The organism is Nostoc sp. ChiVER01 (genome assembly GCF_034531155.1).
GTDB lineage: Bacteria > Cyanobacteriota > Cyanobacteriia > Cyanobacteriales > Nostocaceae > Nostoc.
Map to the genome: position 1 here is coordinate 116,791 of NZ_JAVRBS010000012.1, position 22,207 is coordinate 138,997.

21 protein-coding genes, 1 pseudogene and 2 riboswitches are annotated in these 22,207 nt (G+C 41.1%); of the genes and pseudogenes, 10 read left to right on the top strand and 12 right to left on the bottom strand.

Annotated elements, in window-relative coordinates; genetic code table 11:
• Positions 1–905: 905 nt before the first annotated feature.
• Complete coding sequence (locus RMY00_RS17455; RefSeq protein WP_322648725.1) at positions 906–2,147, top strand: VCBS repeat-containing protein; 1,242 nt, start codon at positions 906–908, stop codon at positions 2,145–2,147.
• Positions 2,148–2,257: 110 nt separating this feature from the next.
• Here the strand turns inward: RMY00_RS17455 and RMY00_RS17460 are convergent, their stop codons facing one another.
• The 8 genes from RMY00_RS17460 to RMY00_RS17495 all read right to left on the bottom strand — a co-directional run bounded on the left by RMY00_RS17460 (position 2,258) and on the right by RMY00_RS17495 (position 8,727).
• The gene (locus tag RMY00_RS17460) at positions 2,258–3,025 is read right to left on the bottom strand and encodes an MBL fold metallo-hydrolase (RefSeq protein ID WP_322648726.1); all 768 of its coding nucleotides are present in this window, start codon (positions 3,023–3,025) and stop codon (positions 2,258–2,260) included.
• Positions 3,026–3,028: 3 nt separating this feature from the next.
• Positions 3,029–3,628 carry an aminodeoxychorismate/anthranilate synthase component II gene (locus RMY00_RS17465; protein ID WP_322648727.1) on the bottom strand — a complete coding sequence of 200 codons (600 nt, stop codon included), beginning with the start codon at positions 3,626–3,628 and terminating at the stop codon, positions 3,029–3,031.
• A 254-nt stretch (positions 3,629–3,882) separates the two neighbouring features.
• On the bottom strand, positions 3,883–4,338 hold the full coding sequence (locus tag RMY00_RS17470; RefSeq protein WP_322648728.1) for a diacylglycerol kinase family protein: 456 nt from the start codon (positions 4,336–4,338) through the stop codon (positions 3,883–3,885).
• Between the two features lie 153 nt (positions 4,339–4,491).
• On the bottom strand, positions 4,492–5,019 hold the full coding sequence (gene ybeY / locus RMY00_RS17475) for an rRNA maturation RNase YbeY (RefSeq protein WP_322648812.1): 528 nt from the start codon (positions 5,017–5,019) through the stop codon (positions 4,492–4,494).
• A gap of 110 nt (positions 5,020–5,129) precedes the next feature.
• Positions 5,130–5,285 (bottom strand): DUF3285 domain-containing protein, encoded by a 156-nt coding sequence (locus RMY00_RS17480; RefSeq protein ID WP_100899181.1) that lies wholly within the window; start codon positions 5,283–5,285, stop codon positions 5,130–5,132.
• A 202-nt stretch (positions 5,286–5,487) separates the two neighbouring features.
• Positions 5,488–6,610, bottom strand: a protein-coding gene (gene prfB / locus RMY00_RS17485; RefSeq protein ID WP_322648729.1) for a peptide chain release factor 2 whose coding sequence is annotated in 2 segments (ribosomal slippage) — positions 5,488–6,537 and positions 6,539–6,610 — 1,122 coding nt in all. Because the reading frame shifts where the segments join, the coding sequence is not laid out codon by codon here.
• A gap of 115 nt (positions 6,611–6,725) precedes the next feature.
• Positions 6,726–7,866, bottom strand: a protein-coding gene (locus tag RMY00_RS17490; RefSeq protein WP_322648730.1) for a PCRF domain-containing protein whose coding sequence is annotated in 2 segments (ribosomal slippage) — positions 6,726–7,790 and positions 7,792–7,866 — 1,140 coding nt in all. Because the reading frame shifts where the segments join, the coding sequence is not laid out codon by codon here.
• Between the two features lie 132 nt (positions 7,867–7,998).
• On the bottom strand, positions 7,999–8,727 hold the full coding sequence (locus RMY00_RS17495; RefSeq protein WP_322648731.1) for a Bax inhibitor-1 family protein: 729 nt from the start codon (positions 8,725–8,727) through the stop codon (positions 7,999–8,001).
• 337 nt (positions 8,728–9,064) lie between these two features.
• Between RMY00_RS17495 and RMY00_RS17500 the strand changes: the two genes are divergently transcribed.
• Complete coding sequence (locus RMY00_RS17500; RefSeq protein ID WP_322648732.1) at positions 9,065–9,850, top strand: RNA polymerase sigma factor SigF; 786 nt, start codon at positions 9,065–9,067, stop codon at positions 9,848–9,850.
• Positions 9,851–9,908: 58 nt separating this feature from the next.
• Here RMY00_RS17500 and bchD read toward each other — a convergent pair whose 3' ends face one another.
• Entirely contained in the window at positions 9,909–11,939 is a 2,031-nt protein-coding gene (gene bchD / locus RMY00_RS17505) for a magnesium chelatase ATPase subunit D (protein ID WP_322648733.1), read from the bottom strand.
• A gap of 90 nt (positions 11,940–12,029) precedes the next feature.
• Here bchD and RMY00_RS17510 point away from each other — a divergent pair.
• The 4 genes and pseudogenes from RMY00_RS17510 to rnc all read left to right on the top strand — a co-directional run.
• A pseudogene (locus tag RMY00_RS17510) lies at positions 12,030–12,263 on the top strand (Uma2 family endonuclease); the annotation flags it as partial.
• A 121-nt stretch (positions 12,264–12,384) separates the two neighbouring features.
• Positions 12,385–12,993, top strand: a complete 609-nt coding sequence (locus RMY00_RS17515) for a hypothetical protein (RefSeq protein ID WP_322648734.1) — start codon at positions 12,385–12,387, stop codon at positions 12,991–12,993.
• A 514-nt stretch (positions 12,994–13,507) separates the two neighbouring features.
• Positions 13,508–14,293: an NYN domain-containing protein gene (locus RMY00_RS17520; RefSeq protein ID WP_322648735.1), complete on the top strand. Its 786-nt coding sequence runs from the start codon at positions 13,508–13,510 to the stop codon at positions 14,291–14,293.
• A 150-nt stretch (positions 14,294–14,443) separates the two neighbouring features.
• A complete protein-coding gene (gene rnc / locus RMY00_RS17525) occupies positions 14,444–15,130 on the top strand; it encodes a ribonuclease III (protein WP_322648736.1) in 687 nt (228 codons plus the stop codon).
• Between the two features lie 58 nt (positions 15,131–15,188).
• Here rnc and RMY00_RS17530 read toward each other — a convergent pair whose 3' ends face one another.
• Positions 15,189–16,379 carry a sensor histidine kinase gene (locus tag RMY00_RS17530; RefSeq protein WP_322648737.1) on the bottom strand — a complete coding sequence of 397 codons (1,191 nt, stop codon included), beginning with the start codon at positions 16,377–16,379 and terminating at the stop codon, positions 15,189–15,191.
• A gap of 417 nt (positions 16,380–16,796) precedes the next feature.
• A riboswitch (cyclic di-AMP (ydaO/yuaA leader) is annotated at positions 16,797–16,993 on the top strand.
• A gap of 97 nt (positions 16,994–17,090) precedes the next feature.
• Between RMY00_RS17530 and ntrB the strand changes: the two genes are divergently transcribed.
• From ntrB to RMY00_RS17550, 4 genes are all read left to right on the top strand, one after another.
• A complete protein-coding gene (ntrB, locus tag RMY00_RS17535; RefSeq protein ID WP_322648738.1) occupies positions 17,091–17,942 on the top strand; it encodes a nitrate ABC transporter permease in 852 nt (283 codons plus the stop codon).
• Positions 17,943–18,020: 78 nt separating this feature from the next.
• The gene (locus RMY00_RS17540) at positions 18,021–19,463 is read left to right on the top strand and encodes an ABC transporter substrate-binding protein (protein WP_322648739.1); all 1,443 of its coding nucleotides are present in this window, start codon (positions 18,021–18,023) and stop codon (positions 19,461–19,463) included.
• A gap of 151 nt (positions 19,464–19,614) precedes the next feature.
• Entirely contained in the window at positions 19,615–20,451 is an 837-nt protein-coding gene (locus tag RMY00_RS17545) for an ABC transporter ATP-binding protein (RefSeq protein WP_322648813.1), read from the top strand.
• Positions 20,452–20,489: 38 nt separating this feature from the next.
• A riboswitch (cyclic di-AMP (ydaO/yuaA leader) is annotated at positions 20,490–20,601 on the top strand.
• Positions 20,602–20,779: 178 nt separating this feature from the next.
• Positions 20,780–21,400, top strand: a complete 621-nt coding sequence (locus RMY00_RS17550; RefSeq protein ID WP_322648814.1) for a universal stress protein — start codon at positions 20,780–20,782, stop codon at positions 21,398–21,400.
• 147 nt (positions 21,401–21,547) lie between these two features.
• Here the strand turns inward: RMY00_RS17550 and RMY00_RS17555 are convergent, their stop codons facing one another.
• Positions 21,548–21,760, bottom strand: coding sequence for a high light inducible protein (locus RMY00_RS17555; RefSeq protein WP_322648740.1), 213 nt, complete (start codon positions 21,758–21,760; stop codon positions 21,548–21,550).
• A gap of 43 nt (positions 21,761–21,803) precedes the next feature.
• Positions 21,804–22,016 carry a high light inducible protein gene (locus RMY00_RS17560; protein ID WP_322648741.1) on the bottom strand — a complete coding sequence of 71 codons (213 nt, stop codon included), beginning with the start codon at positions 22,014–22,016 and terminating at the stop codon, positions 21,804–21,806.
• Positions 22,017–22,207: the final 191 nt, after the last annotated feature.

The following is a 22,207-nucleotide window of genomic DNA, read 5'->3' on the forward strand; positions in this document are numbered from 1 at the left end:
AGGATGCACAGTTTGTGCCTCTTAATAGTTGCTAATCTAAGTTATTCTAACCAATATTTCTTTCCACTCAAGTCATAGATCATTAGAGAATAATCAATTATCTCGAAAGATTCAGATTTCCTACTTTTTAAATTGCTTGGAAATCTTTTTGTTATCGAATGAATTAGAACTAATGTAGCGATCGCTTCTTTCTTTGCGTATTTGGGACTTTGTATAAAAATACGGCTAGTACACTGTAGCTCCTAAAAGGAGAGAGTCTTTGAGTTTTACTCCCCAAAGCTACGAGGGAATGGGTTAGGGGTTAGGTTTATATTGGACTCAACTAGAAACTGCTATAGGACTAATATTTGATTTCTAAAAAAGCTCGCTCGGTACAGATATTCCCTACTCCCTAATACCAATTCACAATTCGCAATGACGCTCGTTCCTCTCTACAAGACGCTGCGCTAACGCAATGGGCTAACGCCCCGCTCCGCTAACGCAATTAAAAGACTTAGATATAGCAATGCTTTCAAGGTTTACATCTGTATCAGATTTTTCGTGAAATGGTATAATCCCTACTCCCCACCCGCGTAGATAATTTCAACAATCAAATACGGTTCCTATATAAGTATATTTTTGATCCAACATTTAAAAGTTAAAGCAAATAGATAAAATCTGATGATTTTATCTATAAATCATCATATATATAAGGCACAAAAAATATTTTTTAATTGCTTATATATGACTTGAAAATTTTATCATGGTCGTTTAAAATCAGCAGATATATATCTGCAAGTAATGACATTAATAAAGAAAAAATAGTTATAAAGAAATTTGGAACTCCTCGTAAATGTTATTTCGTTACAGAAAGAGATTATCAAAAAAAGTTAAAAAAATATGATAACCAACGATAAAAATACACCATGCCTGAAACTCTAAAGTCTTCACCCTTAGGTTTAAATACATCCGAATGGGCATCAGATTCTTTTGCAAAATCACAAATTTTGACAACTTCTATTGATAGTTTAACTTCTAATTTCGGGTCTAAACTTAGCAGTTCGTCACTACCACCACAACGTGAATCAGTAACCACGCCTGCCAAAACATCATCAAATCCCAATCCTAATCCTTACATAACTAGTGCGGCGATTACTCCTGACTTTAACGGTGATGGCAAAACGGATAAAGTTTGGGCCGATTCTACAACCGGTGAGATTATCATTCGGTTAATGGACGGGTCAAAAGTTATCGAACAGGGTTCTTTAGGTAAATTTGACCTAACTGCCTATGATTACAAAATTGCTGACTTCAATGGTGATAACAAAACCGACTTCTTATTACGCAATAAGACAACAGGTGAAAATAGCATTGTATTGATGGATGGTACAAAAGCTGCTAGTATGGCATCTTTAACCAGCGTTGATCCAGCGTGGACTCCTCAGATTGGGGATTTCAATGGCGATCGCAAAACCGATATCTTCTGGCATAATGCTACAACTGGTGAGAACGCCATTTGGGAGATGGATGGCACCACCGTTCTGAATGCAACTGTTTTAGATAAAACAGATCCAGCACTAACTCCTACCATTGTTGATTTTGACGGCAATGGTAAGAGCGATATTTTCTGGCGCAATCCAACAACTGGCGATAACACCGCTTGGTTTATGGATGGCGCACAAAAAACTGAATTCGCGCTGCAATCACAGGATGCTGCCTGGACTCCTACCTTTGGTGATTTCAACGGCGACTATAAGACTGATATTCTCTGGAGAGACACTCAAACTGGTGAGAACAAGGTTTGGACGATGAATGGTATCTTAGTCACAGAAGGTGCTTTAGGGACACTTGACTCAGCCTGGACTTCTAAAATTGGCGATTTCAACGGTGACGGCAAGACCGATATCTTCTGGCACAATAGCACAACTGGTGAGAATACCGCTTGGTTGATGGATGGTACAACAGTTGCTACTGAAGCTTTCTTACCGACTAATAGCGCAGCTTTGACACCATCTCTTGGCGACTTCAACGGCGATGGTAAGACTGACATCTATTGGCGCGATCAGACAGCAGGTGCAGACAAAATTTGGACTATAGATGGAACGACAGCCGTCGAGACTCCCATCAGCGACGCAGATAAGCTTGGCCCAGAATGGTATACGTTCTAAAAGCTGGAGTACAGACGCGATTAATCGCGTCTGTACAAAAGTCTTAAGTAGAGACGTAATTAATCGCGTCTGTACAGGAGTTAGAAATCTTCCACTGCTTCCCCTACTCCTCAAAATTTGTAACTCAAAACCTGAATCACGCTATTTTCCGGCAAATCTTTAGGGCTAATGGAAATACTATCTCCATTGCTACGCCGCACCGTCATACCTTGCATTAAGGTCAGAAAATTATCGAGTGGTGAAATATCGCACTTAGCAGCATCAGCGGCCTGTGTGCGGTAATGGGTTGGAATCACTATCTTGGGATTTAAGATTTGCACAGCCTGCTTTGCTTCCTCAGCATTGTAGGCTTTTGCACTGCCTCCCACTGGAATGAATGCTACATCGGGACGCCCCATCAAGATTTTTTGCTCAATGGAAATGGGTGCAGCAGCTCCACCTAAGTGTAAGATATTAATTCCGCCTTGCTTCCAACTCCAAGCGGTGTTTGAACCAAACTGTCTACCACCTTTGCGATCGTGGTCTATGGCAATTCCTTGGAATTTAATGCCTTTGAACTCATAAACTCCTGGTTCGTAGATGAGTTTTGCATTTCCTGGTAATACGTCCACAGCCCCTTCATCCAGCAATTGACTGCTAATCAGTACTAAATCTGCTGCAACTTTTGGTTGACGATACCCAGCAGTACAACCGGCTGTCCGAAATGGATTAACAAGAATTTTCGCACCGCCACCAGTAAAAAGAAAGCAAGTATGACCCAACCACTGAACTGATAAACCGCTAGATTGTGCGTCAGCTTGAGATTCAGAACCCAAGTTAGTAACCAAAGCTGTGACTAACCCCGCCCCAGCATAGCCCATCAACTGTCGTCGTTTCATTAATTATGCTCTCGACTGTAACTGTTCCAGAAAATTTCGCAATAACTGTTTTCCTGAAGATGTCAGGACACTCTCTGGGTGAAACTGGACGCCCTGAATATGAGGATACTTCCGGTGTCGCACTCCCATAATGGTGTTATCTTCAACCCAAGCGGTGATTTCTAACACATCTGGGCAAGTCTCACGTTCTATCACCAAACTATGATACCTGGTGGCGGTTAAAGGATTTTCTAATCCTTGAAAAACCCCCACCCCAGTGTGAGACACCTGAGAAGTTTTGCCATGCATCAACTCTGGAGCAGGAATTATTTTACCACCGAACACTTGACCGATGCTTTGATGTCCTAAACAAACACCCAAAATTGGCAACTCTTGCCCTAGCTGTTCAATCAATTCTAAAGAAATACCAGCGTCTTCTGGGCGACCAGGCCCAGGAGAAATAACTACGGCTTCCGGCTTTAATGCCTGAATCTCATCTATAGATATCTTATCGTTACGAAAAACTTTAATATCATCTGCTACTGGGAATTCTGCTGCCAATTCTCCCAGATACTGCACTAGGTTATATGTAAAACTGTCGTAATTATCGATAACTATAATCAAAGCTTATAACTCCTGTTTTTACCACTCATCAGTCGCAAAAAACATAGACAAATATCTCATGCTATTTGTTCGCTAGGTCTAAAAATAACGCTGATGTGGACGGCTAAAAATTACCAAGTAACCCTTTATCAAGGATGCTTGGCGCGATACCTTACTTTTGAATTGCTTATAATGTGTTCTTTAAGGGATCGGACAGAGTGTTTATCGGCTCACTTGGCGATGCCTGGGTTAGACTACGCCGGAGTAAATCAAGTCTACAAAGTCGATATAATTAACTTTACCAGAGGAGGGAGCAGAAGCGTACCAGCTACTAGCACCGCTACTAAAGCAGAGACAAGCACTGCACCAGCCGCACAATCTTTAGCAATTTTTGCCAATTCATGGTATGTCTGCTTAACGGTTAAGTCTACAAGAGACTCGATCGCTGTATTTAGCAACTCTAATGCCAAAACTAAACCACTAGTTATACCAATTACCGCTATTTCTACCGCTTGCAGATGTAGAAAAACGCTTAAAGCGATCGCTAAAGCGCAAACACTTACATGGATGCGAAAATTACGTTGAGTTTGAAAACTATAGCTGATTCCAGCCCAGGCATATTTAAAACTAACTAATAAATTAGAGGCTACTTTCCAGGAGAATTCCCGTTCGTTAGACACCAGTGTTTGTAACGAGGTCGGAGTTGGTGATGGAGAGATTTTTTGGGACATAGACTTAAAAACACAAAAACAGAGTTGCTACGTGGGAATATTCGCCGATTTTAATGGCGAAATTAACTTTGAGGCAATCTTTAAGCAATTTTCCACAGAAGTATTATAAAAGTATTACCCAAAATTAACATTATAGAAATACACGAAATACTGCTATTCCATGTCAATAGCAATACCTATTGCATTCAGCAATTTCACTTGCTGTTCTAACATTCGCCCCAAACTTTCTTCATCAGGATGATCCCAGCCTAAGAGATGTAGCAAACCGTGGCTAGCTAACCAGGCTAGCTCGGTGGGTAAGCTATGCTCCTGCTGTTGAGCTTGACGTTGTGCTGTATCTACAGACACGATGATATCACCTAAGTATAATGGTACAGAAGCAAGCATCTCTTTGCTTTGAGGAAAATCCACCTCCAAAGCAGCAAAGGCTAAAACGTCTGTGGGCTTATTTTGTTGACGATATTGGCTATTTAGTTCTTGAATTTGCGAGTCATCTGTCAAACGCAGCCCGATTTCATAGCTTGGCGCTGGTGGAATTTGAGGGTGAAGGATTTCCAACCAATGATTAAACCAATTTTCCCAAGTTTCAGGAGTGATTCGGGGATAAGTATGATCAATTTTTACAGATGTTGTCGGGGACAACTCGTAAAAATCATCCTCTACGTATAGTTCAACGCTCAGGGGCACACAGTCTCCTAGTCTGAGGTTTACGGTTTGTCGCTAAGACTGTCCTTTGTTATTGGTCATCTGTCCTTTTAAATATAATTAATGACTAATGACTAATGACTAGTTTAGTGAGTTAGGTAAGCAAGACCAACAAGGAGAGATAAAAGCCCTACGGCAGTCAACGCAAAATGCTTTAGGGAAGTTCCACCCTTCCGCACCATGTTTCGCATGGCGAGTTTTACGTAGCTAGGTTGAGGTTCTGTTGAAGGTGTGTTGCTCATAGTTATTTGTCCACAGACTCTTTTATAACTGTAACAGTTGGTCTGGAATAGAATGGCGATCGCCTGTATATTACTCAGGAATTTATCTAAAAACGCCCTAATAAAAAGGAATGGTATGCAATCGTGCCAATTTTAGAAAAATAAATAACAAGTGCTAAGTAATATTAAAATTAATTATTTGGCACTTGTAAATAATCCCAAATTATGCAGAGGTGTTTTCTACTAATTTATTTTCTTGGCGCAGATAAGCTTGAATGAATGGATCAATTTCGCCATTCATCACATCGCCAATCGCCGTTGTTTCTGTATTTGTACGCAAATCCTTCACCATTTGGTAAGGATGAAACACATAGTTACGGATTTGGTTTCCCCAAGAGGCTTCTACCATATCGCCACGAATTTCGGCAATTTCTTGGGCGCGTTGCTCCTTGGCGATGACCAACAGCTTTGCTTTAAGACGATTTAGAGCTTTTTCTTTATTTTGCAGCTGCGATCGCTCCTCTGTACAGCGCACAGCAAGACCAGTAGGAAGGTGAACAATCCGCACCGCAGTTTCTACTTTGTTGACATTCTGCCCACCTTTACCACCAGACCGAGTTGTAGTGATTTCCAAATCTTTATCTGGAATATCCAATTGCACAGAGTTATCAATCTGCGGCATCACTTCCACGCCTGCAAAACTGGTTTGCCGCTTACCGTTAGCATTAAAAGGGGAAATTCGCACTAAGCGATGTGTACCCATTTCCGATCGCAAGTAACCATAAGCATAGCGACCAGTAATTTCTAGGGTTGCGGATTTAATTCCGGCTTCATCACCCTCGGACTCTTCAGCTAAAGTTACCTTATAGCCGTGAGCTTCGCCCCAACGGGTGTACATCCGCATCAACATAAATGCCCAGTCTTGAGCATCTGTGCCACCAGCACCAGCACTAATCGTTAGTACAGCACCTTCCGCATCATAGGGGCCAGAAAGTAACTGTTGTAACTCCCACTGATCCAGGTCACGATTGAGTTTGGTGATGGTAGATTCGGCTTCTTGGAGTAGTGCCTCATCGGTTTCTAACTCCAACAATTCAACAACTGCCTTAGTATCTTCTAGATTGGCGTGCCACTGATCGTATTGCTGGAGGTGGGCTTTCAAGTCATTTAGTTCTTGCAGCGTTTGTTGGGCTTGGGTTTGGTTATCCCAAAATTCTGGCTGTGCTGATATTTTTTCGAGGTCTTGAATTTTGGCTGTCAGTGCAGGTACGTCAAAGATAGTCCTGGGTTTTACCCAGGCGGCTAGACAACGTTTCGATTTCGCGTTTGAGTTCTAAAACTTCCATAGTACTTGTTGAATGATAGATAGAGCGCTAGTAGTGGAAAATTGCTCTTTATTCTACTTATGTTTCTTGATTTTAGCTGTAGTTGGGCAAATTTTTTCTGCACTACTTATACAAGTTACAAAAGTGACTTGAAATTATCAAGCGGTTCTTTACCCACTGAAGAAGCGTGATTTAACTGTTGCAGATAGGCTTTGATAAACAAATCAATTTTACCGTCTAATACCTCTGTCGCAGCAAGTGTTTCTACATTGGTACGTAAATCTTTCACATTGGTGTCAGGATGCAAAATATATTCACGGATGAGTTTGTTGGATAGAGGTTTTATCTGTCGGCGTTGAATTTTGTCAATTTGGACACCTTGGGCTAGTGCGAGCGCAAACAGTTTACTTTTGAGAATAGCCAGGGCTTTCTCTTTATTTCGCATCTGACTGCGCTCTTGATTAGAAAATACACTAATACCAGTAGGAATATGAAACAACTGTGCCCATGTTTCTGGGCGGTTAACATTCCCCCGATGCCGCGGCAAAGTAATTTCTAAATGCTTCTCTGGAATCTCAAAATCAATAGATTCATCTAAAATAGGGCTGACTTCTACGCTAGCTAGGCAAGTATGCCGTCTGCCATTGCCATGAACAGGGGAAATTCGTTCTATTCTTGCATGAGTTCCTTGTTCCGATTTTAGCCAGCCATAAGCATAACGCCCTGTAATTTCTAGGGTGGCATGTTTGAACCCTCCTAAATCACCTGCTGACTCTTGCACTAGATGTACTTTATGATTCTGATTTACTGCCCAACGATAGTATAGATGTAACAACATAGCTGCCCAGTCTTGAGCATCTATACCTCCAACCTCAGCCGTAATTGCCAAGAATGCCCCCTTTTGGTCGCAGGGATCGGACAGTAATTGTTCTATTTCTACTGTTTCAAGTTCTTGTTGGAGTTGGGTAAGGTTGGTTTGCGCCTCTTGCAGCAATTCCTCATCAGCGTATGATTCTAGTAGTTCTAGTGCAGCTTTGATATCTTCTAGAATGAAGTGCGATCGCTGATATTGTTTCTTTGTAGCCTTGAGGAAATCAATTTCTTGAAGTATCTGATAAAAACTGGCAGAATCATCCCAGAAAGTAGCTTGAGAAATCAATTGATTCAACTCTTCAATTCTTGCACTCAGTTCTGGGAGGTCAAAGACAGCCTTCAGCCTTGGTCAAGATATTAGACAACCTTTGTACTTCAATTTTGATATTTAAGAGTTTAAGCATAATTTTGCTCACTTGAGGCTTAACTTATCTACATATTCTACTGTTAAACAAATAAAAAAAACCGTGGTTGCTAAAAATTTAACCACGGTTTTTACTTTATAAAACTTTACTTTTGTTAGTGCCTACAGACAATTAATCGCGGCCATTGATGGCAATTAGCAACCGCAAGATAAAGACAAACAAATTGATGTAAGTAAGGTACATCGACAAAGCAGCAGGCAGATATTGGTCATCGCTGTAAGTGCGAGGCAAAATGTAGAAATCGACAACAGAAACCCCAACAAACAAGAATACTCCTAAACCGGAGATGGCAATTTCTAACCAATTTGGCGTGTAAACACCAAACATCGCAAAACCGAATTGGGCTAGGCACACAACCACCAAGGCGATAACGCCGAGATTGATGGTTTTTGTCAAAGCCATGCCATCTTGTTCAGAGAGATTTGAACCAATTTGACGGGCAGCAATAAAGGTAACGCCACAACCAAGGGCAGCTAAACCAATACCTTGAATGCCAACACCTTGGGATCTCAAAGCGACATATACCAAGCCACTAAGAGTATACCCAGACAAGAGGCTGTAGGTTGCCAGCAGAGGTAGTGCAAGACCTTTATTACCTTTTTGGGCAACATTTTGGGCAACAAAGAACAAAATTAACTCTACAATTACCGCACCAATGAAGGTAGGAAAGAAGATTCCGGGGTTAGTACGGATAACTCCCAAACCGCCGTAGGTTCCTAATGCCGTTAGCACCAATCCACCACCGACGTAGGGTAGGGCGTTGGCAATTACATTTGGGCCAACGAGGGCGTGAGATTTCGCCTCACGGATAGCTTCACGAAAATTACTGGTATTGCTCATATTGAAAAACTGTTTTTTAGGAAAACGTTCAGCCTATTTCTATTCTTACCAAGATTTAAGGCAAGAAACCAGTAAAGGGTTAAGTAAGGTACGGGACAACTAAACAAAAAAGATTATGTAAGGTCGAAATTGTTATCTGAAAAACAAACATAACCTGAAACAGCGAGGGTAATAAAATCATGCGTACAAATACTGAATTATAGAGTACGACCCCTCACAAGTTCAGTGAAACGACGATAGCTTATTCTGCCCTTGCTAAGGAAAATAATAACAGCTTAGAAGAAAATATACGCAACTCCATTTTCCCAGAAATAGGAGTTACAACAAAGGAATGTATATGGCAGCAAGTGAGTCCTCTTTACGAACTGATGGTATAGAATTATTACACTTGTACCACCAGAATCCTTCTATTAAACTTCGTAATAAACTTGTACAGTTACATACCGGCTTAGTACGGAAGATGGCTCATAAATTCAGCCATCAATGTAATGAACCTTATGAAGATTTAGAACAAATCGGTTATTTTGGTTTGATTAGGGCAATTGAGCGTTTCGATCCTAGCCAAGGATATGCTTTTAGTTCCTTTGCAGTGCCATATATTCGCGGTGAGATGCTGCACTTTTTGCGCGATCGCAGTACTCTATTAAAAATTCCCCGTCGTTGGCAAGAATTATATAATGAAGGGCAAAAGATTCGTAAGGACTTGGCAATGTCTTTAGGTCGTCAGCCCAAGGATGCTGAAATTGCCAGCCACCTCCGGGTATCTGTGCAAGAGTGGCAAGAAACCAAGTTAGCTGCTCAAAATCGGATGCCTTTGAGTTTAGATGCAACCGCAGTTAACTATGTTGATTGCCAAATAACCTTGGGTGAAGCACTTCCTTGTCCTCGCTCTCATGTCCTCCTACAACAGGAAGAAGAACGCCAACAACTCCAAGGCGCAATCAATATGTTGGAAGAAAAGCCCCGCATGGCAGTTGAAATGGTATTTTTGAAAGAACTTTCTCGCAAGGATGCTGCTAAAAACATTGGTACTAGTCCAATGACGGTAACGCGCTATCTGCAAAAGGGAATCCAAGATTTGGTTTGCTATTTGCAACCACAGGCAATGCCAACTGGCTCGTAGTCATTAGTCAATAATCAGTGGTTAGTAGAAAAGCAGCTGACAAATGACAATTGATTAATTATCGAGATTTTAAATCAGCGATCGCACCTTTGGTCATAGCAGCAATAGCTTGATCTGTGGCTTTCGGCAAATGATAATATTTACCGCCTGCCGTTTGCGATAATTCTTTGGCAAAGCCAGTAGACACAAATTTACTTTCTGTATCAATTACTAATAGTTGCATCCCCAAAGCACGGATTCTGGCAGCAATTTCTAATAATTCTCCTTTAATATCTGGCTTTTCTCCTGGTTCTAGCTGTTCACCCAAAGAACGCGCTAAGGGAATATTACCCCGTCCATCAGTGATTGCTACAAGGACAACTTGTCCAATATCTCCACTCATCTGAGCATTTAAGCCGACGCGTACAGCTTGGGTTAAACCATGCGCTAAGGGCGAACCCCCACCACAGGGCAATCTTTCTAAACGGTTACGCGCCAAAGCAATAGAACGTGTTGGAGGCAATAATACCTCTGCTTGTTCTCCCCGGAAGGGAATTAATGCTATTTGATCGCGGTTTTGATAAGCTTCTGTTAATAGTTGCATCACCGCACCTTTAGCCGACTGCATTCGATTCAAGGCCATTGAGCCAGAAGCATCTACCACAAACACTACCAACGCCCCGGCTTTGCGTACCAAGCGTTTCGAGCGAATATCAGGCTGTTCTACAATAACTTTTCTATCTGGTTGTCTTTCTCTGCGTGCTTTTTGATAAGGAGCCGCAGCTCTGAGCGTGGCATCTACTGCGATGCGTCGCGCTTTCCCTTTGGGCAACATCGGCTTAATGTAGCGTCCCCTGTCATCGGAAAAGATGACGCTGCGACTACCAGATTTACCTTGTCGCTTCGCCATTTGAGTAAAATACAGCACGTTGTCATCAAGGATTACCCCTTCTGGATCAAAGATAAATTCTTCCGGGATGCTAGGGGGTTCTTGCTCTTGATTTTCTTCCTGTTCTTCTTGTTCTTCTTCCTCTTCAGATTCGTCCTGGGGTTCTTCTTGATTCTGTTGCGGCGGTGGTGGAGGCGGTGGTGGTGATTGTTCGGGTGGCGGTGTCTGCACAACTGTAGCGCGTGGTACAATCACCAATTCCACAGCACGGCGCAAATCTTCGGCATTAACTGTTGTCCGTCCCTCTAAAGCCGCCGCAGCTTTGGCAACCCGCGTGGCGAATAACTCAGCGCGATGTCCCTGAACTCCACCGCGAATGGCTTCATCTACTAAGTAGGCAATTTGTTCGTGGGTAATGATGACTTCTTTCAACCATTCCCGTGCCAAGATGATTTGGGTTTTCAGGGAGTCTAAATCTTCATTGTACTGTTCGAGAAAATCTTGGGGAGATTTAGAATAAGCGATCGCTTGCTCTACTGCTTCTACCCTTTGATCTAAGCCGAGTACACCGTCAGCAGAAAGTGCGATCGCAATTCTATCTAATAAATGCTCCCGTAATCCGCCTTCTTCTGGATTGTAGGTGGCAATAAATAGGGATTTGCACGGATGCTGAAAACTAATCCCTTCCCGTTCTATCTGGTTGCGTCCCTCAGATAATACTGTTAGAAGTTGATTTGATATTTGGTCATCTAATAAATTAATTTCATCTACGTACAGTACACCCCGGTTTGCTGTAGCCAGTAATCCCGGCTGAAAAATCGTATCACCTTGTTTTACCGACTTTTCAACATCTACTGAACCGAGGAGTCGGTCTTCTGTAATACCTAGAGGAATTTGTAAAAAAGGCGCGGGGATAATTTCGATGGGCACATCTTGAGTGTCTTTGTCTGTATACTCCGCCAAAAGTTGATCGTCCCATTCTTCGGGGTGGTTGGGGTCACAATTACTGATTGAGCCTTTGACAACTTCAATCGGCGGTAGTAGAGCATGGATAGCACGAGCCATTACAGATTTTGCCGTACCGCGACGACCTGCGATCGCTACTCCTCCCAAACCAGGATCAACTGCGGCTAACAGCAAGGCTAATTTAATTGCTTCTTGACCGACTACGGCTGTCAAAGGAAAGGCAGTGATGGTGGGGTTGATAGTAGGCGCAGGCATTGTTTTTTCAATAGCGAGTCTCGGCCTTTAGCATACCAATTTCTGACACATTTAGAATAAGTATTATGGCAATGAGAGAAAGGTAAAGTTATGAGTATTGCTCAGGCTAAACGCTTCACACTGGATGAATACCACAGGCTTGGAGAATTGGGATTTTTTCATGAAGATGACCATATTGAGTTAATCAATGGGGAAATTATTCAAATGGCATCCAAAGGTACAGCCCATGAAACTTGTTTGCGAAACTTGTTACGGGAACTTCCAAAAATTGTAGGTGATAAGGCAACTTTGCAATCTCAAGCCCCGATTGCTTTGCCACCGAATTAGGAAACGAACCGCCAAGGACGCAAAGGACGCAAAGGAAAGAAAAAAGACAGATATAATTTTCACGAATGATTGAGTACTGCTATATATGATTCGGTCATAAGACAAAGGAGTAAGTTTTATGGCTTATAGTGATTTTAAACTTATTGAAGTTATTGATTATTTTGGCTTAGTTATTCATGAATCATCTGGACTCTTTGCAAATGTACAGGAGCAAGAATGTAGTGATTTATTATCTACTATTCTTAGGGAAAATGTTGATTTAGCAGTAGCGATAAGTTCAGAAAAAGCTCGAAGTGAAATGATAACAAGTCCAATTTTATTAGAAATTAGACGTAAATTTAATTATGAAATAAGCTTTTTTTCGGGAGTTGATTTTACTGTTGATAGCCAGCGAGGATTAAACGGTTTTTGTGATTTTATTTTGAGTCTTTCTTCGGAGCAGTTGTTTGTACGTAGTCCGGTGATTGTTTTAGTAGAAAGTAAAAATGAGAATTTGAGGTCTGGTTTAGCCCAATGTATTGCCGAAATGGTAGCGGCTCAGTTATTTAACGAGAGAGGTGGAAATCAAATCAAAGCTATATATGGTGCTGTTACTATCGGTACTATCTGGCAATTTCTTAAGCTTGAAGGCAATGTAGTTTCGATTGATTTGAGTGAATATTATATTAAGGATATTAAGAGGATTTTAGGTATTTTGTATGGTGCGATCGCTCAAAGTAAACCGTAAATCATTTATTCATTAAAATGCTTTTGAAATAATACTATAGAGCATTTTTAAAGTTCATGGATATGGGTGAGCGCTTTAACGAATCTTCATGAATAAGTATATTGACAATCCAGAGTCATCCATGTAACTCTGTACATAAGACAGAACAAACAACCACACTCTAAAACGCAGGTTTTTGATGTTGTCTCAGCAGCAGAATTCCTAGTTTCCTGCCGAGCTTCGTGTTGTTCCTTCGGCTGAATATTCAGCCCAATGTCAGGTCAAATAATTGGCTAGACGTTCAATGGGAAGACAAGATGTTTGGATGAATATTCAGGGGAAAGGATGACGCGAAACTTGGTAGGAAGCCAGGAATTCTACGGCTGAGACTTAAACCAAACGAAAGCGGCAGTAGAGAGCTTTATTGCATGGAAGTACTTTTTAAGTAGAAATTCCTCGTATAAAGCCCTGCTACTGCTAGATGTGTGATTTGTTGAAGCTGTCCAGTTTACTAAAGAATACTGGATACATTACAATGGCACACGCTAATCAATCTTCCAAAAAACAAACAAGCCAGCAAAAAAATTCTGTAGGTATTTTTGCCGATATTCAGAACGTCTCTTCAATTAAAGGAAAGGGTCATTTTTTGCTGGAATTTGCCCAATCCAATGGGCGTATAGACTTCAAAAATGTCTACTATAATTCACACTACCTAAACCAAGTTTGTACCAAAAATGAGCTAGAACTTCTTGGTATGAAGTGTGTTGATGTTCCTGAGCATTCAAATAATAGTGCAGATTATCGATTGATCGCTGACTGTGTTAAAGCAGTTGCATTTAATCCTTCTCTAAAAACAATTATCCTATTTTCAGGAGATTGTGACTATGCTGGCTTAATTTGTATTCTAAAATCTTTGGGTAAAAAGGTGATAATTTTTGCTCAAAGAGGTAGTGCTAGTCAAAATTTGATTAAACTGGTTGGTAATGATAACTTCCACTTTGTAGATGAATTACCTCAGCTAGTTGGCAATAGCAATAAGACTCAACCTCCAAACACGGATCTTGTGTCTCAGATTAATTACAATGAGGCTATAGAGTATCTAACTGAAGCTATCAAAACTGCCTTAAGACAAGGTAAGCTTACCGTATTTGGTCGGATTGATAGATTGATGCGTCAACGTTGTGCTAACTATAAAGGATGCTCATCTATTTCTACAGGTGATTGCAAGAAATTTAAGAGTTTTAGTCAGTTTATTGATGCTGCTGTCAACGATGGCAAAGTCCGAAAGCAAGGTCAGGAATTGTTTTTAGTTGAGTTATAGAAATTAGCTGCTTAAAAAAGCTTTTAAAAACCCAGTTGAGTCAAAACTGGGTTTTAGCAACACCGCTATATGCGGTTTTTTCATGTCTGAAGACAATAGCATTCGTAAAGTTTCCAACAGCCAATTTACGCAACAAAACACAAAAGAAAAATGCACAAAATTCTAATGTTCCATAATGAAAAACTTTTACGCCGTGCGCTTACTCACCGTTCTTACGTCCATGAAAATCCCGGAGAAGGCGAACATAATGAACGCCTAGAATTCCTCGGTGATGCTTTGCTGAATTTCTTAAGTGGTGAATATCTATATAAGTGTCACCCAGAAATGGGAGAAGATGAATTAACCCGACGGCGTTCGGCACTGGTAGATGAGAAGCAATTGGCCAAGTTTGCCGAAGAGGTAGGTTTAGATTTTAGAATGCGGTTAGGAAAAGGCGCAATTCGAGACGGAGGCTTCCAAAATCCTAATTTGCTCAGTAGCACTTTTGAAGCTGTCCTTGGTGCTTACTATTTAGATAATGACTCCAATATTGAAGCAGTTCGCGCAATTATAGAACCGCTATTTGATTCTGTAGATCCTAAGCATATAATTGTGTCTCGTTCTAATGTAGACTCAAAAAATCGCTTTCAAGAATGGGTACAACGCAACGTTACTCCAAATCCCCCCAAATACTTTACAGAACAAATAGGAGGCCCCTCTCACGCGCCAGAATTCATAGCAAAAGTATTGGTAAATGAAAAAATTTACGGCGAAGGTAAGGGACGGAATAAGAAAGAGGCAGAAAAAGCTGCTGCTGAGGATGCGCTAGATAAGTTGAAAAAACAAGGGTTGTTGTAATAATGTCTTTTGATTTCACGCAAAGGCGCAAAGAAGAATTTTACGTCTTGGCGCGAAATCAACTTTCTATTCGTAAGGGCAAAATTACGGTAAAGGTAGAACCAACGCCTACCTCAGAGACTAGCTTAATTTCACCTTCGAGTAATTTTACTAAGCGGGAGACGATCGCTAATCCCAATCCTGTACTATCAGGGAGATAGGGACGATCGCTAAAACTGACGCGAAAGTAAGGTTCAAATATCTGGGCTTGGTTTTCTGGTGCAATGCCAATTCCTGTGTCAGAAACCGCGATCGCCCATTTCTGATTCTCCAATACCTGACACATTATAATAATAGTCCCCGATTCTGTATAGCGAATTGCATTACTAATAAGATTTGTAAAAATTTGTTGACATTGAAAAGGATCTGTAGTTATCTCTTTGGGAGCGCGATCACAATCGACTACGACTTTTAAATTTTTCCCACCAGCTAAAGGTTCCAACATTTCACAGACATTATTGATTAATTCACACACATCGGTGGGTGCTAAATGGAGTTTTATCTGCCCTGCGTCATACCGCGAAAGTTCTAATACATCGTTGATCAGATGGAGTAATTGTCTACCGTTGCGTAGTACCCGCTCAATATGTTCGAGATTGGCGGAGGTGTCTTTTATCCCAGCCTTTCGTCGTTGTTGGCGTAAAAACAAATCCGAGTAACCAATAATGGAAGTTAGAGGATGTTTCAATTCGTGGGCTAGCTGCGAAAGATACTCTTGATTAGCACTCATTAAGCGCGTAAGTTCATCATTATGAAGTGTTAATGATAACTGTAACTGCTGTAATTCTCGGAACCGCTCCTCAACATAACTCTTGAAACACCGAGCGATCGCTTCGTCTATGATAGCGTCAATCAAACGCATTGAACGAATTATCTCTACAGGTGTTCCCCCCAATAAATCTCGTTGTAGAGCATCAAATATTACTGTTCGCAGCAGATGATATTCTCTGGCAATTTCTGCTGGGTCAAAGCCTTGTTCCGCTCGAATCGCTCCATGCTGAAAACTGGCAGTAACTATTGACTGAATATCGTTATCCTGATGTTTTGAAAGCACTGTCACCATTGCTTTCAAAACATCAGGGATGTGATCCTTTACTGCTGTGTAAGATAGGTCATCAGCACTTTCAATTCGTCTATCCTTGCGAACTGCTGCAACCCATTTATCGATGATGGTGTCCGTTTTTTCAGCCAGTACTTGACTAAAATCCATTATGTTAAATATCAGCTAGGAGATAGATGAGTAAAGTTCCATATCCAATTAGTTTAGCGAGTGCAGGGAGTTTTTACCAAATTTAACAATTTTGTTCACCTACCAAAAGTAATAGATTATATATGCTCTTTTTTTGTTAATTAACTAACCGTATATAAAATTTTTTCAGTATAATATATAATTTGTATAAAAAAATATTAATCAAGCACGTAAGATTCTTGATGCTTGGCTCGACTATATTGTTTAGCGGTCTATGTAAGGAGTTCACTCACAATACACTTAAAAATATAAGTTTTATTTATTACAAAATCCCAAGATTAACACTGAATTTTGGTATTAAAATTAACAAGATTTATCATAAGATAGATAGCTTTTACTGAGCATCGATGTTATATTGTCCATAATTTAGTATCCATTAGAGTAAGTCAGCCTAATTCAGCGTGTCACAGTGCATAACGCTGGAGCGGAGGAACCAAATTCTGGGGCGTATCTAAATAAAAAGTAAGGAGTTAGAAGTTACTAAATATTTAACTTATAACTCATAGCTTTCTTTAGAAGGGCATCTCTCAGCCCTAGCCCGTCAGCTAACTTCGTAGGCATTGAGAGGAGACTGAAGAGACGGCATTTTTATAATGTTCCGATCTCATCGGTGTCCAAGGCTGGTACTGCTCGGATTTTTTGTACCTGCACTTAAATCTGTTGAGGTCGTAAATGATATTTCAATTAAATTTAGCAGCGATCGCAGCGATCGCTGGACAAGCTGCTTGGAAAAAAACAAAACCTGTCATCGTTAGAGATGTCTTTTTTCTACCTGTGTTGGGGTTCTTGGGAATAATTGTGCTGTGGTGGATTATTGCACTTGCCAACCATGAATTGATGCCCACCCCGCCAGAAGCGTTAATCGCTAATCTAGACTACATATTAAATCCTTTCTACCAGCGAGGCCCGGGCAACTTAGGAATTGGTTGGCTGTTGATTGCAAGTCTACGCCGGGTATTAATAGGTTTTTTGTTGGGTGCGGTAGTAGCGATTCCTCTGGGGTTTTTAATTGGCATGTCTAGATCGGCAATGCTAGCGCTCAATCCGATCATTCAAATTTTTAAACCTGTATCACCCTTAGCTTGGCTGCCCATCGCCTTAGCAATTTTCAATTTAGCAGATCCTTCAGCCATTTTTGTCATCTTTATTACTTCTCTCTGGCCAACAATTATTAATACCGCTTTAGGAGTTTCTAGCGTTCCCAAAGATTATTTAGATGTGGCACGAGTTATAGAAATGCCCCGTTGGCGACGGATTACAAAAATCATTTGGCCTGCAAGTTTGCCATATATTTTTACAGGTTTGCGAATTAGTTTAGGGATAGCTTGGCTGGTAATTGTCGCCGTAGAAATGCTTACAGGCGGTATTGGTATCGGCTTTTTTGTCTGGGATGAATGGAGTCGCTTAAACCTAAGTTCAGTGTTTTTAGCTGTGTTGGTAATTGGTGTAACTGGGTTAATTCTAGATTACGCCGTGGGTAAAATTCAAGAATTAGTAACTCATCGCCCGAAAACTTCCAACTAACAAAATTCGGCTGCTATTAAAACAGCAGAAACTCTGCGCCTGAAGCGTGAGTAATTAATCACCAATGGAGCTACAAGAATGGGTGATATTGACTGGACTCGACGAGATATTATTAAAGGAATAGGAGCAACAACGGCGGGAATGGCGCTTTCTTCTTGTGGGATTTCAGGAGATAGATCAGCCAAAGGATTGACCGAAGAAGCTTTAGCTGTGCAACCAGTAGTTAAAAGCGGCGACCTAGAAAAAGCCGATATTACAGTTGGTTACGTTCCCGTTAATGATTGTGCGCCATTTGCGATCGCCTGGAAAAAAGGCTTCTTCCGCAAGTATGGTTTGAACGTTACACTCAACCGCGAAGCTAGTTGGGCCACCTCCCGCGACGGTGTAATTTTTGGTCGCCTGGATGCTTCACCTGTAGTATCTGGTGCAGTCACTAACGCCAGAATTGGTGCTGAAGGCGCACGCCACGCCCCATTGTGTGCAGCCATGACCATACACCGTCACGGTAATGCGATGACGATGAACAAAGCCATGTGGGATTTTGGGCTGCGCCCGTGGTACGAGTATCAAGAAAAATATGGTGATGGGGCTTTAGAAGCCTTTGGGCGCGATTTCCGAGGTTACTTTGACAAGCAATCGCCAGAAAACAGAGTTTGGGCAGTAGTATTAAGTTCCTCCATTTACGAATACTTTATCCGTTACTTATCTGCCGCCGCAGGGGTTGATCCGCTTAAAGAGTTTCGCGTCATTATCGTTCCGCCGCCCCAAATGGTGACAAATGTGCGGATTGGTGCAATGCAAGCTTACATGGTTGCAGAACCTTGGAATACACGAGCAATAACAGGTAACGAAAACATCGGCTTTACCTTCGCACAAGGTAAAGAAGTCTGGTTGGGACACCCAGATCGGCTTTTGGGCGTGATGGAATCTTTCATCGACAAATATCCCAAAACCTATCGTTCCCTAGTCAAGGCGATGATTGAAGCCTGTCAGTATTGTAGCAAAGCAGAAAATCGCCAAGAAGTAGCCGAACTGATAACAGACCGTTCCTTTACAGGTGCTAGACCTAAAAAGAAAAATGCCCCAATTGCGAAGTTTACAAGTCCGGGAATTCTCGGCAATTACAACTATGGCGGCTTTGACGGCAAAGACCGCACCATCAAAGCAGCTGACACCACGATTTTCTTCGATGTTCCTGACAACCTTCCCAAACAGCCAGGAGAACATTCCACATTCTTATGGAGATCGAGAAGTCTTTGGTTGATGACACAAGCAGCACGGTGGGGACAAATTAAGGAATTCCCCAAAAATGCCGATAAACTAGCCGAACTTGGCTGGAGAACAGATTTATATCGGGAGATAGCATCTGAAATGGGCATTCAGTGTCCCAAGGATGATTACAAGGTCGAACCACCAGAAGTATTTATAGATCAGAAAGGCTTCGACCCCAGCGATCCTGTGGGCTATCTGAATAGTTTTGCCATCAGGGCTAATGCTCCCACTAAATTTTTCATGTCTTAAGCTGTGTGTATTTAATTTGCACAGCTAGGGCGGGCAAGATGCTCACCCCACAAGAGATTTATTTTTGGGAGAATGCAAATAAAAAAATTTAGCTGAAATCCCAAGTTCAAATATTGACTGATGACTAAATTATTCCCGGAGCATTTTGATGATGGAATATACCTCATTACCGATTAATACCCAGACCAAAGTTATCCCCCGCGCTGGATTTTTAGAAATTGAAAATTTAGTCAAGTCTTATCCGACACCTGATAAAGATAGCTTTGTTGTTTTAGATGGCGTTAATTTAACGATTGGTGAAGATGAATATATTTCTGTAATTGGTCACTCTGGTTGTGGTAAATCAACTCTATTAAAAATAGTAGCTGGTTTAGAAAAAGCCACTTCCGGCTCAGTAAGGCTAGATGGAAAAGAAATTCGTGAGCCAGGAGCCGAAAGGATGATGGTATTTCAGAACTATTCGCTGTTACCTTGGTTAACAGTGCGAGAAAATATCCGTTTAGCTGTCGATGAAGTGCTAAAAAATGCTAATCGGGCTGAGAAAATTAGCATTGTAAATCAACACTTGGCAATGGTAAACTTGACGGCGGCAGCTGACAAATATCCTGATGAAATCTCTGGAGGTATGAAACAACGAGTAGGTATTGCCAGAGCTTTAGCAATTCGTCCGAAAATGTTGCTGATGGATGAACCTTTTGGGGCGCTAGATGCACTAACTCGTGGCAAATTACAACGGCAGGTATTGGATATTTGGGAAAATAATCGTCAGGCAGTGATGATGATTACCCACGATGTTGATGAAGCAATTTATATGTCCGATCGCATCGTCTTGATGACCAATGGCCCAGCTGCTAGTATAGGAGAGATATTAGAAGTTCCTTTTGAGCATCCACGCGATCGCGCGGCTATGCGAAACTCAAAAGAATATTTTGAACTTCGCAATCACGCTCTGAATTTCCTCGATCGATATTTTGCCCAAGACGAGTAAATTAGATTATCATTTTTTTTAGTGGGTAGCCTAATTCAAATTCATGAAAGCTGAATTTGGAACGGAGGAACCAATGTTTGGGGCTAATCTTACGAGAGACACCTTCCAGTCTTAGCCCGTCAGCTAACTCCGTAGGCAATGGAAGGAACCCCCAAGAGTTTGGCTGTAATACAGTTATTATTGGGGTTTCCTTGATTGATTTAAGATTTGAAATTTTGGTTATCGTCACTCAATCTAAAATCCAAAATCCAAAATCTCAAATTGATTGCCCTGCTTCTCATTGTTAATTCATTTCATTGGGAGAAGTAAAGCTGTGCAAATTAAGCCAATGTTAGCACGTCTGCAAAGTGCCACAGGCCGAGATGACTTAATTGAACAAATGGTACTGTTGCCAGAACCAAAAAAACCTTTTTCTAAAAAACCTCAACAAGCAAAAGCAATTAATTTAATTGTTGCTTATGACGCATCTCCTAACAGTCATACGGCGCTAGATATTGCCTTTTGGATTGCTCATCAAACGCGTTTAGCCACCAATGCAGAAGTCACAGTTCAAGCCGTTTATGTACTAGAAGACAATTCAAAAAGCCATTATCAAAATGTCTTAAGCTTACCAATACAACAGCCTCAACTTGAGTGCCAAATCAATGAAATATCAAATTCTGCCACACAGGTATTAACTCAACCACAATTGCAGACAGTAGTAACTCCCCTGCAACAAGCAGATATAATTCTCTGGCAAGCTCGAAGTCTGGCTGAAGAATGGCAAGGTTGCTTCAAATCTCATTTACGGTTTGGCAGCATTTCTACAGAACTTAAAAAAGTTGTTGAATCAGAGGCTGCCGATATCTTATTTCTCGGTTGCAACTCTGTCAATCATCCGATGATTGAAGCACTAGGTTCTAATTTTCCCTGCGCTGTTTTGGGTATTCCCAGTTGTATTGATGAATAATCACTGTTAAGAATTTAAATAATTTTTATCCAATTGTAATCATAGATGAGTCACCTATAATTAGGTGGCTTTTTTCGATACTAAATAAATAAACCAAAAGAGGAACCACTGCCTTGCAGGGGTTCCTCCTAACTTCTTAGCTATTTGCTAATAACTAATGACGTGTAGCACGTCACGAAGAACGCTATACCCAGCTAAATCCCAAAGTAAATATGCAAGGAATCCAATTGCTGCAAAGCGACCATTCCAAATTTCGGCTTGGGGTGTCCAGCCAAACAGAAATTCATTGCGATCTATACCGTTGTATTCTGTTGCAACAGTTGGTAAATCTGTAGATGGACGAGTTCCTTGAGTTGCCATTTGTTTTCTCCGAATATTTAGTAATGTTCCAAGTGTTTAAGTTTTAGTAGCCAACTATGCGTAAAACGTCACGCAAAACGCTATAGCCTGCTAAATCCCACAATAGATAGGCTAGAAATCCAATTGCTGCAAAACGACCATTCCAAATTTCGGCTTGGGGTGTCCAGCCAAACAGAAATTCATTGCGATCTATACCGTTGTATTCTGCTGCAACAGGTGGTAAATCAGTAGAGAGACGAGTTTCTTGAGTTGCCATTTTTTTTCTCCAATATCTAGTAATGTTCTAGTAACTAACTAAGCGCAAAACGTCACGAACAACGCTATAGCCTGCTAAATACCAAAATAAATAGGCAAAAAGCCAATTATTGCAAAATGAACGTTCCGAAATTTCGGTTTGAGGAGTTTAGACAAACAGAATTTTATTGCGATATTTGCCATTCAATTCTG